We start from the raw sequence: 12,103 nt of genomic DNA on the forward strand, positions 1-12,103 counted from the left end.
CCGGCCCTGGGGTGGCTCGGGTGGTGGGGGGGGGGCGCGGACCGGTCCGCTCGCCGAGGCCGGCGAACGGACCGGGGACGGGGCGGGTCCGACGATTCGCGCCCCCGGCGGGAACCGTCGGACCCCTCTCGGCGAGCCGTCAGCCGATCTTCCAGCGCTGGGCCGGGTCGCTGCCGTTGCAGGACGTCACCGAGGTGAGCTGGGCGACGCCGTTGGACTTGAGGCACTGGCCGGTGGCGGCGTTGCGGATCAGGTACCAGCCGCGGTCCTCGTCGGTCCGGATCCACTTCTGGTTGGCCGGCAGCCAGTCGCCGGCCGGGCGGTTGAGGCCGTCCCAGCCGCCGGGGGTGTCCCAGAGCTGGACGGCGCCCGAGCCGGTGTCGAGGTCGACGACCTTGCCGGCCGAGCCGTGCGAGATGGCGGTGGTGCCGTCGCAGTAGCCCCAGAACGACCAGGTCTGCGCGGCGCTCTGGTTGCCCTGGTAGACGCCGATCCGCTGGCCGTTGACCTCCGTGTTGGCCGGCAGGTCGAGGGCGCCGGTGGCGCCGTTGTAGACGGAGGTGACGGTCTGCAGGTTCGGCGCCAGCTCGCAGCCGGCGGCGTGCGCGGCCGGGGCGGTGACCACGGCCGCCCCCGCGACGGCCGCGACGGCGCCGAGCCCGGCGAGGAACCTGCGGGTACGGGTGACGGGTTTCATCGGGTTCTCCTTCTGGGTGTGGTGGATCCGGGTGTGGTGGAGGTGCGGCATCAGCCGCGCGGGACCTGGAGGGCGTCCCACTGCTTGGGGCCGGGGATTCCGTCGGCGTCACTGCCGGAGTCGCCCAGCTTGTGCTGCCAGTTGCGGAAGGATTCGAGGTCCGCCCCGGACCACTCGGGGCCGGGGCCCTCGGCGTAGGCGGAGCAGCCCTCGGCGACCAGGCGCTCTCCCATCCGGGTGATGACGTCGCTCTTCTGGCCGTCCTGGAAGAAGTCGGCGCCGGGGAAGGGCTCGTAGCCGCCCTCGCTCCCGCCCCCGTCCCCGCCGCTGTCGGCCTGGGGCCGGGCGCCGCCGTTCGGCTGGTCGGCGGCGGAGGCCTCCTGCCCGAAGTAGACCGCCCCCTGGCGGTCCCGCCACTGCGGGTCGGCGAGGATGACGCCGTCGGCGAAGTCCGGGACGCCGTACCCGTACACCCAACTCGACTTGCGGTCGCGGGTCTTGAGGTAGACGCCGTCGCCCTCGGAGCTGCCGTCGTCGTTGGTGTTGCCCTCGACGGTGGTGATGGTGGAGCTGGTGTAGGCGACGCAGATGCCGGTGTGGCTGCCGCCGCCGGGGCCGTAGAACACCTGGCCGCCGATCACCGGGTAGTCGGTGAAGCGGTCGCGGTCCCTGAACCAGGCGACGCCCTCGGCGCAGGAGGCCGTCACCGGGAACAGCCCGGCGTTGCCGGACTGCCGGGCGCACCAGGCGACGAAGGTCGCGCACCAGGCCTCGCCCTGGGACCACTCCAGGCCGGGGACGGCCGGCGAGTACTTCTGGATGTTGTTCCAGTGCGAGCCGCTGCGGCCCTCCTGGTATCCGACCTCGTCTCGGGCGACGCGGATCAGGTCCGCCGCGTTCGAGGACATGAGGGTGGCTCCTTGCTTGCTGTGGCTGCTGTGGCTGCTGGGGGGACGGGGAGGTCAGGCCTGGGCGAAGGTCTGGACGTAGCGGCCCCAGTTGCCGCGCTGGCGGGGGGTGTAGCCGATGCCGATGGAGGTGAAGTCGCGGCCCAGGATGTTGTCGCGGTGGTGCGGGCTGTTCATCCACATCTGCATGGCCTCCGCCACGCTGTTGCCCGGGGTGACGTTCTCGGCGGCCGAGCGGAACTGGAAGCCGGCGGCGTGGATGCGGTCCCACGGGTTGCTGCCGTCGGTGCCGTCGTGCTGGGTGAGGTCGTGGGACGCCATGTCGTTGGCGTGCCGCTGGGCGGCGGCGCTCAGACGGTCGTCGAGCCGCAGCGGCTGGAGGCCGGCCCGGCCGCGCTCGGTGTTGACGGAGGCCAGCATCTCGGTGCGGAAGTCGCCGCCGGGCTGCGGCTGCGGCTGGGGCTGCGGCTGCTGCTGGCCGCCGGCGCCGCCGTTCTGGCCGCCGGCCGGGATGAGCTGCCAGCGCTGCGCCGGGTTGTTGTCGTCCTGCTTGGTGAGGGTGAGCGGGGCGCCGGGGGCGGCCGCGGTGAGGAACAGCTGGCCCTCGTCGCCGCGGGCGGTCCGGACCCGGAACCAGTCGTTGTCGATGACGTCCAGCACCCAGCGCTGGTTGGGCTGCCCGTGCTCGTTGAACAGCCAGGTCTGGCCGGTGGAGTAGTTGTAGTCGATGACGACGGCCTGGCCGGGGGCGTGCTTGCCGTTGGTGAGCTGGGTCTCCAGGAGCCAGCTGCCGCCGTCCTTGGCCCAGAAGACCCAGCCCTGGGCGGTGGTGCCGTTGGGGCCCCAGGACTGGACCGGGGTGCCCGGGCTGCTCTGGCTGGAGCGCACGTCGGCGACCGTTCCGTTCGCGGACTTGAGGGTCCAGGTCTGACCGTTCTGCGGGAGCGTGGGCATGCGTGGCGCCTATCTTCGGTGGGAGTGGCCCCGGCTCCGCACTGGTGCGGTCCGCGACCTGACGAGAGAGAAGATCGCGGACCGCGGTAGACAAGTGATCAACAAGGGGTGGAGGGCCGTCGGGGACACGCTTTAGGGCTGCGGCAGGCCGTCCAGCAGGGCCCTGGTCTGCTCGGCGTCCTTGGCGAGCCCGAGCCGCTCGTACACCTCCAGCGCGTCCGCCAGGCAGGCGCGGGCCTGGCGGGGGCGGCCGAGGCCGGTGAGCGCGGTGCCCAGGGTGCGCAGCAGCGCGGCCTCCAGGGCGGCGCTGGTGCGGCGGGCGAGCGGCAGCGCCGCCTCGGCGGCGTCGGCGGCGAGCAGCCAGCGTTCGGCCTCGGCGTGGATCCGGGCGGCGAGGTCGCCCGCCGCCGCTGCGAACACCGTCACCTGGAGGGCGGCGAACTCGTCGCGGGCGCCGACCGCGTGGGCGAGGGCCGCCTCCGGGTCGCCGCACAGCCGCAGGACCCGGGCCAGGTAGTAGCGGCCGGTGGCGGCGGACACCGGGCCGGAGCCGCTCATCAGGCGGGCGCCGCGCTCGGCGGCGTCCCGGGCCTCGGCCAGCCGGCCGGTCTGGGCGCAGCTGAACGCGAACTCGCCGAGGGCGCTGCCCTCGGAGCGTTCGGCGCCGAGGCGGCGGAACAGGTCGGCGGCGCGGCCGGCGTGTCGGGCGGCGTCGGCGTAGCGGCCGTGGACGCGGGCGTTGCCGCCGAGGGTGAGCAGGGCCTTGGCGAGGACGCGGACCTTCGGGCCGTCGCCGCTGCCCCCGTTGCCGCCGTCGTCGTCCTGGCAGAGCGCGACGGCCTGGTGGATGTCCTGTTCGGACTCGGCGTAGCGGTTGATGTGCCAGAGCATGCCGCCGCGCACGTAGCGGGCGAGGGCGAGCGGGCCGTGGTCGCCGCGGGCGGCGGCCTCGCGGGCGATGCGGTCGGAGAGGTCGGCGATGTCGCGGGTCTGGGTGCGTTCGGCGAGTACGGAGCCCATCCGGTCGGCGAGTTCGGCCGCCCGGTCGAGCGGCAGCGCCGGGTCGGCGCAGCTCAGGGCGATGGCGGCGGCGTGCACGCCGGCCTGTTCGCGCATCCAGCGGACGGCGGCGGGCCCGTCCGTGATCGTCTTCCCGGGGGAGCGGACGGGCGCGTCGAGCAGGCTGAGTTCGACCGGGTCGGCCTTGCGGGCGGCGCGGTCGGCGTTGCGGGCGGTGGCCAGGCAGTAGTCGACCAGCCGGTCGGCGGCGGCGGTGCGTTCGGTGGCGGGTTCCTCGGCGGCGAGCCGGCCGCGGGCGTAGTCGCGGACCAGGTCGTGGAAGCCGTAGCGGCCGAAGCGGGGGGAGTGCAGCAGGTTGAGGTCGACGAGTGCTTCGAGGAGTTCGTCGGTCTCGGTTTCGGTGCGGCCGAGCAGCGCGGCCGCGCAGGGCAGCGGGACGTCGGGGGCGTCGGGCAGGGACAGCAGGCGGAAGGCGCGGGCGAGTTCGACGTCGAGGCGGTGGTAGGAGAGGGCGAAGGTGGCTTCCACCGTCCGTTCGCCGTCGTTGAGTTCGGCCAGCCGGTGTTCCCGGCGCAGTCCGTCGGCGAGCGCGGCCAGGGTGAGCGCGGGGTCGGCGGCGAGTCGGGAGGCGACGATGCGCACGGCGAGCGGCAGCAGTCCGCAGGCCCGCACGATCTCGTCGGCGGCCCCGGGTTCGGCGTCGACGCGGTCGGCGCCGATGATCCGGGTCAGCAGTTCCAGTGCCTCGGCGGGCGGCAGGGTGTCCAGGCGCATCTGGTGCGCCCCGGCGAGGCCGGCCAGCCGGACGCGGCTGGTGATCAGGACGGCGCAGCCGGACGAGCCGGGCAGTAGCGGTTCGACCTGGCCGAGGGTGGCGGCGTTGTCGAGGACGACGAGGACCCGCCGCCCGGCCAGTGCCGAGCGGTAGAGGGCGGAGCGCTCCCCGGTGTCGAGCGGGATCTCGGCGGCGGCCACGCCGAGGGCGCGCAGGAAGCCGGCGAGCACCGCGCCCGGGTCCAGCGGGGTGTGGTCGGCGCCGCGCAGGTCGGCGAAGAGCCGCCCGTCGGGGAAGCGTCCGTGGGCCTGTCGGGCGACGTGCACGGCGAGCGTGGTCTTGCCGACCCCGCCCATGCCGTCCAGGGCGGAGACCACGACGGCTCGCCCGCCGGCCCCGGCGAGGCGGTCCACCAGGGTCTCGACCTCCTCCGCGCGGCCGGTGAAGTCGGCCAGGCCGTCGGGCAGTTGGTCGGGCGGCTGCCAGGCGGGGGCGGGTTCGGCGCGGGCGGAGGCGGAGGTGGCGGGGGCGGGCAGCAGGGACGGGTCCTCGCGCAGGATCCGCAGGTGCAGTGCGGCGGGACCGTCCTCGGCCGTCGGCGCGGCGGCGGCCGTCGGCGGCCGGCGGGTGTCCTGGTGCCGGGTGGGCCCGTCCCCGCCGGGCGGCAGCCGGCGGCGGGCGTCCTCGTACACGGCGAGTGCCTCGGCCTTGCGGCCCGCCTGGTAGAGGGCGCGCATCAGGACGGCGGTCAGCCGGGGCCGTTCGGGGTGTTCCAGGGCGAGGGCGGCGGCCTCGGCCGTCAGGCCGGTGTGGTCGCCGATCTCCGCGTCCAGCTCCAGCCGCGTCTCCTTGGCGTGAAGTCGCTGTTCGGCGAGGTGGGAGCGGACGGCCTCGGCGTGCGGCCCGGGCAGCCCGGCCAGCGGTTCGCCGACCCACAGCCGCTGCGCGGCCAGCAGGACCTCCCGGACCTCCTGCGGCGGGGCCTGCTCGTCGCGTAGCTGTCCGGCCGTGGCCAGCAGTTCCTCCCAGCGGGCCGCGTCCACCTCCGCGTCGGGCACCCGCAGCGCGTAGCCGTCGCCGACGCGCACCAGCGGCATCCGCTGCGGATCCGGCCCGGTGTACGGCTTGAAGGCCGACCGCAGCCGGGAGACGGCCAGCTGGACGGCCTTGCGGGGGTCGGCGGGCGCTGCCCCGCCCCACACCCCCTCCACCAGCACCGGCGTCGCCACCGTCCGTCCGGCGGCGCTCAGCAGCACCGCCAGGACGGCCCGCTGCTGCGGCCGGCCCAGTTCGATCTCCCGCTCCCCGTGCCAGGCGCGCAGTGGCCCCAGCAGTCCGAACCGCAGCCCGGACGCCCCGATGTCAACCATGTCCCGTCCCCGAATGTCGTCCGGTGCCCGGATCACGCCACTTCCGTACGGACGGCGGCGCCCCCTGATCCGGTCACCTATGCTCTGTCACGGATTGTGTACTTGAAACTCATGGCTTCGAGGGGTGGGGGCATGGGGCTCGAATTCCGTGTGCTGGGGCCGCTGCGGGCCCGGTGCGACGGCCACGAGATCGACCTCGGTCGGCCGCAGCAGCGGGCCGTGCTGGCCGCCCTGCTGCTGGCCCCGGGCCAGCTCGTGCCCACTGAACGGCTGGTCGAGGGCTTGTGGGGCGAGGATGACGCCCGTTGGCCCAAGGCTCCGGCCGGCCAGATCGGCACCCACGCGCACCGGCTTCGCCGCGCCCTCGCGGCCCCCGGCCTACTGGTCGCCACGGCCGGTGGCTACCGGCTGGAGGTGGATCGGGCCGCCGTCGACCTGTTCCGCTACGAGGACGGAGTGAGCCAGGCCGTCACGCTGCGCTACGACGACCCCCTGCGGGCCCGGGAGTTGCTCGCCGGCGCGCTCGCGCTGTGGGAGGGGCGCGCGCTGGACGGCGTGCCCGGCGGTTTCGCCGAACGCGCCCGCGAACGGCTCGCCGCCGGCCACCACGCCGCCGTCAAGGTGCTGCACGACCTGGACCTGGCGCTCGGCCGGCACACCGAGGCGCTGCCCGCGCTGGACGCGCTCGCCGCCGCACACCCGCGCGACGAGGAGGTGCAGCGCCTCCACCTGCTGGCCCTGCACCGCTGCGGGCGGACGGCCGAGGCGCTGGCCGCCTTCGAGGCCCTGCGCGAACGGCTGGACCGCGAGCTGGGGCTCGAACCGGCACCGGCGGTCGCGGACCTGCACGCCCGCATCCGGGGAGGGGGCGCCGAGCTCGCGGCGCCGTCCGCCCCCGTACCGCCGCGCCGGCCCGCCCGGCCCTGCCAACTGCCGCCGGACATCCCCGACCTGGTCGGGCGGGCGGCCCAGGTGCGGGAGGCCGAGCGGATCCTGCGGGCGGCCGGAGGCGGCGGTGACGGCGATGGTGCCGACGTCGGGGCCTCGCCGGTGCTCGGCCTGTCCGGGCCGGCCGGCAGCGGCACCTCCGCGCTCGCCGTGCACCTGGCGCACACCGTCCAGGACGCCTTCCCGGACGGGCAGCTGTACGCGGCCGGCGAGACGGCGGAGCCGGGCACGGTGCTGGCCGCCTTCCTGCGGGCCCTGGGGGAGCGGCCCGTCGAGGACGCCGGTGTCGGCGAACTGGGCGCGCGCTACCGGGCCGCGCTCGCCGGGCGGCGGGTGCTCGTCGTGCTCGACGGCGTCACCGACCCGGCGCCGCTGCTGCCCGCGGTGGCGGGCTGCGCGGCCGTCGTGGCCGGCGCCGAACCGGGCGCCCTGCCCGCCGACGCGGCCCGGCTGGCCGTGGGCCCGCTGGAGCCGCAGGACGCGTACGAGCTGCTGGCCCGGGTCGTCGGCGCCGAGCGGATCCGCCGGGAGCCGGGCCCGGCCGCCGAGGTCGCCGAGCTCTGCGGATACCTGCCCGTACTCCTGCGGTCGGTGGCGGCGCGCCTCGCGGCCCGCCCGCAGTGGTCCGTCGCCGACCTGGTCCGCTGGCTCGCCGAACGGGGCGCCTGAGCGGCGCTCCGGCCCGGTGCGGCCTCGGCCGACGGGGGACCGCCGGTCGGGCCGCGTCGCGCGGGGGCTAGTAGAGGTCCGAGGACATCGCCCAGATGCGGACGTCGCTGGTGGGCGTGGTGACGAAGGGGAGCTCGCCGTCACCCCAGTAGATGGCGACGCCGCCGAGGTCCTTCACCACCAGCCGGGCGCCCGGGTGCCCGTACGTGCCGGAGGACCAGCAGACGCCCCCGGAGGCGGAGTAGACGACCAGGTTGCCGTCGGACTGCATGACCGCCTTGTACCCGCAGTGGTTCACGTTGGTGCGGGAGTCCCAGACGGCCACCGGGTTCGGGGTGTTGTAGTTGCGGTAGACGACCAGGTTGCCGTCGGGCTGCATGATCAGCCGGGACCGCGCGGAGTCGACGTGCCAGCCCGGGTAGAGCGGCTCGTCGTTCCACAGCGTGTGGGTCGACGGGTCGTACGCCGCCTGCGCGGTGCCGGCCCCCAGCATCGTCCCCGTCAGTGCCAGCGCCGCGGCCGCCACCCCGACGGCCATGCGTCGCACAGCCTTCACTGCCTTCACTGCCTTCATCCCCGGGTACCTCTTTCGTCCATCTCGCGCCCGTGAAAGTACGGGGCGCCCCGTGGAAACGACCATGGGGCAAGGCGGTAGACAAACGATGAACGATCCCGTTGATGGGCGGGGGCGAGACGGCTCAGCCGCCGTGTTCCTCGTCCTCGTGGGCGGCGGTGTGGCCGGTGTGGCCGGCGTGGCTGGTGTGGCTGGTGTGGTCAGCGCGGTCTGCGGCCGGGCCGGACAGCACCCGCCGGGCGTTGGCCTCGGCCTCGCGCTCGAAGCGGTCGGACGGGTCGCTGACGCTCAGCCCGGAGCCGTTGTCGGAGCCCGCCACGGGGCCCTGCCGCTGCTGGAGGACGTGGGTCAGCTCGTGGGCGAGGGTGTGCCGGTCGCCGCCGCCGTCGCCGATGACGACGTGGTTGCCGGAGGTGTAGGCGCGGGCGCCGATCTCGGCGGCGGAGCTCCGGGCGGCGCTGTCGTCGTGGATCCGGACGTCCGAGAAGTCGGCGCCCAGGCGGGACTCCATGTCGGCGCGGGTGGCACCGTCGAGCGAGCGGCCGCCGCTGCGCAGCACGTCGTGGACGGCGGTGCCGGAGCGCTGTACCTGGCCGGCCCGCTGGAGCCGTTGGACGACGGCGGCGTTGCCGACGGACGCCTGGAGCCCGAGCAGCGCGGGTGCTGGTGTCCGGGCGGAGGCGGGAGAGCTGGTCGAGGGGGTGTGCGCCTTGTCGTCACTGTCACGGGTCCTCATCGGCGTCCCTTCGGGTCGGTGGCCGGTGAGTCCTGGATACCCCGCCCACGCCCGGAGCGGTAGGGATGGCGGGGGCAGCAACCCTGCCCCCGGGGGCATCACAGCCCGTTGGTTGGTCCCCAACATGTGGACGGAGCAAGAGGATTGCCGTCGAGGGTAGGGCGTGCAGGCGAGGCGGCCATGCTGGATCAGTGAAGCCGGTACTCCTCGTGCGGGATGGCTCGCTCCCACACCGTTTCGAATGTCGACTTCACCAGTTCGACGACGGCCGGCTCGGTGCGCCATTCACGGTCGACGACCTCACCGACGCCCGAGAAGTACGTGAACAGCACCGACGCCCCGTCGAACAGCCACAGGTCGGTGCCGGGCAGCGCGATGTCGGCCGCCTGCCGGCGGGGAAGCCAACGGACCTGTTCGCCCGCTCGGACGTTCGGGAACGTCACGTCGTACTCGTATCGGATGTAGTCGGTGACCGGCTCGGAGACGACCCGGGCGCGCCTCATCGCGACACCGCGTGCCGTCGTCTCGGCTACCACGTCCAGGAACGGGCGCCACCAGGACGATCGCTCGGCCGCAGGGTCAAGGCGTTTGCCCTGCTGCCATGCGATGAACTCGGGGTCGCTGGGCTGGTAGGTGTCGCGCATCTCAAGGTGTACGGCGGAAATTTTGGCCGCAGCCAGGCCCTCAAGTACTGGGTTCGTCATCGTTCCTCCTCATCGCCGCGCAGATCTGCTTTGCCGCCCGCTCGTTGGGCTCCAACGAGCGGGCGGGAGGGGCCTCGTCCTACGGCACCCGGCTGATGACGGTGGCCGGGCCGTCGAGGAAGACCTGCTGCTCGTCGCCGACGATCCGGAGCCCGAACCGGTCCGGGCCCGGCCGGTCGGCCTTCTCCCACCAGCCGTGGGCCTCCTCGATCTCGTCCCAGAGTCGGCGAGGCCCGTACTGCCAGACCGTGAACCGTTCCTCCTGGCGGCCATCGTGGTCCACCGCGGCCCACGAGGTGGCGTCCGTGGTGGCCACCCACAGACGGGTGGCCACCCCCTCGATGTCGGGTTCGTGATGCCAGGCGGTCCACACGTCGCCGAGTTTCAGGCCGAGTGCGAACCGTACGTCCAGGTCATCGCCGCACACCTGCCACGGCGACAGCCGGGTGGTGGACTCGTCGGGCTGGTGGTGGTCGCGTACGACGTCCCGGTAGATCCGCAGGTCCGTCCGCTGGGCGCGCATCAGCATGAACGAGCCGTGCGCGCTGAACTTCCCGTAGGTGTGGTGCTCGCCGACGACGAGCCTGAGCAGGCCGAAGGAGAGCATCGGGCTCTCCCAGGGTGTGACGATCACGCCGCCGGGGTCGGTCTGCTCGATCCACGCCGTCGGCACCCTGCGGACCGAGCAGGTGGAGATGATCCGGTCGTACGGCTGCCGGGAGGCCCAGCCGTCGGCGCCGTCCCCGCAGACGGCCTCCACGGCGAGCCCGGCCGCGTTGAGCGAGGCGCGGGCTTGCCGGGCGACGTCAGGGTCGACCTCGATGGAGGTGACCCGGTCGGCGCCGAGCCGGTGGGCGAGCAGCGCGGCGTTCCAGCCCGTTCCGGTGCCGATCTCCAGGGCCTTCAAGCCCGGCCAGACACCGAGGTCGTCGAGCATCCGCACGACCATGGCGGGCGAGGAGGCGGAGGACGACGCCCAGGCCTCCGCGCTGTCGGCCGGTTCCTCGCCGTCGTTGACCTGCGTGACGACAGGCCCGTTGGCGTAGGCGGCCTCGAACCACCGGTCGGGCTCGTCCCGGAGGTCGCAGGGCCGGAGGTCTCCGTTCTCGTCGTCCAGCCAGATCCGGTCCGGCAGGAACCGGTGACGCGGGGTCGCCCTGACCGCGTCCTTCCATTCCTGCGGGACGGGCTTGCCGAGTTCTTCGCTGATGGCCAGGAGCAGGCCGCGCACGGCGGCCTGCTCCTGGTGGATGTTCTCCGTCACTGGTCCTTCTTTTCGTGCTTCGGAGGCGGCTTCGGGCGCGAGGTGTCCTTGGACGGCTTGTCCTTGCCCGGGTCCTGCTGGCCCGCGTGCTTGCCGGCCGTTCCGCTCATTGGCCCTCCCTGTTGGTCGGTGAGGTGTGGAGGTCGTCGCGTGGCTACAGGTCCGGCGGCCTCGGCGACGGGGGCGAGGCGGGCTTCTTCGGCTTCGGGGGATCGGTGACCTGCAACGGCCTGCTCCTGTCAGCTCGTTGTGTCCTCAACGGTAGGGAGGGGGCCTGCGCCCGGTCGATGAACTTGCTCGACCTTGCCCGGATTCACCCGAGCGCGTTGATGGCCTGGGTGATGAGCGAACGCGCCTCGGCGCCGTAGACCGCGATGCTCGCCAGCTCGGAGAAGGCCTGGCCGTACTCGGCGATCTCCGCTGGTTGGGTGATGGTGAGGTGGGCGGAGACAAGCTCGACGTTCACCTGCGCATCGTCGTACATGGTGAAGGACTCAACCGGCCATCCTGCACCCCTGGTTGTCCCGAGGGGAATCACTCCGAGGCTGACCGAGGGAAGGGAACCGACACCGATCAGATGGCCAAGTTGGCCCAGGAGGACGTCCGGCGTGCCGATGACCGTTCGCAGCACCCACTCCTCGACCAGGACGGCGAAGCGGTGGTCTCCGGTGTGCAGCACGTTCTGCCGCTCCATCCGTACGGCGACGGCTTCATCGACGTCGTCGGGCGTGTTGCGCAGCGACACGATCGTGTGGAGCACCGCACGCGTGTAGGCGGCGGTCTGGAGCAGGCCAGGGACGACCCACGACTGATACATGCGGAAGCGGCGTGTCCGCTCGAACAGCGGGCGTACGGATTCCTGCGCCCGCTTGAGTCCGGCTCGTTCGAGGCGGCGCCACTCGACGTACATGCCTTCGATGTTCCGGGCAGTCGCGATGAGGTCCGCGGCCTGATCAGGGACGCCACAGATGGCCGTCCAGACGCGTATGTCAGCCTCCGACGGCATCACCCGGCCACTCTGGATCTTGGAGCACTTCGATTCATGCCACCCAGCGGCCTCGGCCACCGCCCGCGCGCTGAGTCCGGAGTCTCGCCGGATATCGCGCAGACGCTGGCCGAGAGCCTGTTTGGCTTGCTGGACGCTGGATGACGCGGACACGGTCTAGTGCCAATGCCAGTGACTTTAGGTTGTGTCGTGCTGGGTGACGGTGACTGTTGCCGGTTGTGGTGGTGGCCAGTTGTGGTGTTGGGCGCGTTTGAGGGGCCAGTTGGACATCTTGCGTTTGATGACGCGGGGGCAGGTCCGCTGACGTCGTGGGGGTAGCAGGCGTTCGGCGATCTCAGTCAGGGTGCGGGTCAGTGCGCGGGCGAGTCTGCCGGGGGGAAAATGCCGCCTGGGCGGGGACCTGGCGGCGTACGACGCGCAGGCTGCGGGTGAACGAGAGCCGGTCGACGTCCAGGCCGTCGTTGAGGGCGGCCTGGTG

The 12,103-nt window shown here is 73.4% G+C and carries 10 protein-coding genes and 1 pseudogene; 1 reads left to right on the forward strand and 10 read right to left on the reverse strand.

From position 1 onward, the window contains the following. Positions 1–139: 139 nt before the first annotated feature. The 4 genes from ACFV61_RS30620 to ACFV61_RS30635 form a co-directional block, all read right to left on the reverse strand. Complete coding sequence (locus ACFV61_RS30620) at positions 140–748, reverse strand: RICIN domain-containing protein (RefSeq protein WP_380342963.1); 609 nt, start codon at positions 746–748, stop codon at positions 140–142. Continuing rightward, the gene (locus ACFV61_RS30625) at positions 748–1,605 is read right to left on the reverse strand and encodes a peptidoglycan-binding protein (protein ID WP_063348131.1); all 858 of its coding nucleotides are present in this window, start codon (positions 1,603–1,605) and stop codon (positions 748–750) included. Before ACFV61_RS30625 ends, ACFV61_RS30620 begins: the two co-directional genes overlap by 1 nt. 54 nt (positions 1,606–1,659) lie before the next feature. Continuing rightward, positions 1,660–2,559, reverse strand: coding sequence for a CAP domain-containing protein (locus tag ACFV61_RS30630; RefSeq protein ID WP_079135680.1), 900 nt, complete (start codon positions 2,557–2,559; stop codon positions 1,660–1,662). Positions 2,560–2,691: 132 nt separating this feature from the next. Next, positions 2,692–5,724, reverse strand: a complete 3,033-nt coding sequence (locus ACFV61_RS30635; RefSeq protein ID WP_380495144.1) for a BTAD domain-containing putative transcriptional regulator — start codon at positions 5,722–5,724, stop codon at positions 2,692–2,694. 132 nt (positions 5,725–5,856) lie between these two features. Between ACFV61_RS30635 and ACFV61_RS30640 the strand changes: the two genes are divergently transcribed. Beyond that, positions 5,857–7,341: a BTAD domain-containing putative transcriptional regulator gene (locus ACFV61_RS30640; protein ID WP_380495147.1), complete on the forward strand. Its 1,485-nt coding sequence runs from the start codon at positions 5,857–5,859 to the stop codon at positions 7,339–7,341. Between the two features lie 67 nt (positions 7,342–7,408). Here the strand turns inward: ACFV61_RS30640 and ACFV61_RS30645 are convergent, their stop codons facing one another. The 6 genes and pseudogenes from ACFV61_RS30645 to ACFV61_RS30670 all read right to left on the reverse strand — a co-directional run. Next, positions 7,409–7,915 (reverse strand): hypothetical protein, encoded by a 507-nt coding sequence (locus ACFV61_RS30645; RefSeq protein WP_380495150.1) that lies wholly within the window; start codon positions 7,913–7,915, stop codon positions 7,409–7,411. A 124-nt stretch (positions 7,916–8,039) separates the two neighbouring features. Continuing rightward, positions 8,040–8,651, reverse strand: coding sequence for a DUF4157 domain-containing protein (locus ACFV61_RS30650; RefSeq protein WP_380495152.1), 612 nt, complete (start codon positions 8,649–8,651; stop codon positions 8,040–8,042). A gap of 188 nt (positions 8,652–8,839) precedes the next feature. Then, entirely contained in the window at positions 8,840–9,355 is a 516-nt protein-coding gene (locus ACFV61_RS30655; RefSeq protein WP_380495155.1) for a DUF6879 family protein, read from the reverse strand. Between the two features lie 79 nt (positions 9,356–9,434). Continuing rightward, entirely contained in the window at positions 9,435–10,619 is a 1,185-nt protein-coding gene (locus ACFV61_RS30660; protein ID WP_380495157.1) for a methyltransferase domain-containing protein, read from the reverse strand. A gap of 313 nt (positions 10,620–10,932) precedes the next feature. Then, positions 10,933–11,778, reverse strand: a complete 846-nt coding sequence (locus ACFV61_RS30665) for a helix-turn-helix transcriptional regulator (RefSeq protein WP_063348122.1) — start codon at positions 11,776–11,778, stop codon at positions 10,933–10,935. A gap of 181 nt (positions 11,779–11,959) precedes the next feature. Further along, positions 11,960–12,103 (reverse strand): annotated as a pseudogene (locus ACFV61_RS30670) (IS4 family transposase); the annotation flags it as partial.

It is taken from the genome of Kitasatospora sp. NPDC059817 (assembly GCF_042731835.1).
In the GTDB taxonomy this organism is placed as follows: Bacteria; Actinomycetota; Actinomycetes; order Streptomycetales; family Streptomycetaceae; genus Kitasatospora.

Excerpts from the sequence above, each read along its gene's own strand:
- ACFV61_RS30620 (WP_380342963.1), bottom strand. The coding sequence starts at position 748 with ATGCCGCACCTCCACCACACCCGGATCCACCACACCCAGAAGGAGAAC.
- ACFV61_RS30625 (WP_063348131.1), bottom strand. The coding sequence starts at position 1,605 with ATGTCCTCGAACGCGGCGGACCTGATCCGCGTCGCCCGAGACGAGGTC.
- ACFV61_RS30630 (WP_079135680.1), bottom strand. The coding sequence starts at position 2,559 with ATGCCCACGCTCCCGCAGAACGGTCAGACCTGGACCCTCAAGTCCGCG.
- ACFV61_RS30635 (WP_380495144.1), bottom strand. The coding sequence starts at position 5,724 with ATGGTTGACATCGGGGCGTCCGGGCTGCGGTTCGGACTGCTGGGGCCA.
- ACFV61_RS30640 (WP_380495147.1), top strand. The coding sequence starts at position 5,857 with ATGGGGCTCGAATTCCGTGTGCTGGGGCCGCTGCGGGCCCGGTGCGAC.
- ACFV61_RS30645 (WP_380495150.1), bottom strand. The coding sequence starts at position 7,915 with ATGAAGGCAGTGAAGGCAGTGAAGGCTGTGCGACGCATGGCCGTCGGG.
- ACFV61_RS30650 (WP_380495152.1), bottom strand. The coding sequence starts at position 8,651 with ATGAGGACCCGTGACAGTGACGACAAGGCGCACACCCCCTCGACCAGC.
- ACFV61_RS30655 (WP_380495155.1), bottom strand. The coding sequence starts at position 9,355 with ATGACGAACCCAGTACTTGAGGGCCTGGCTGCGGCCAAAATTTCCGCC.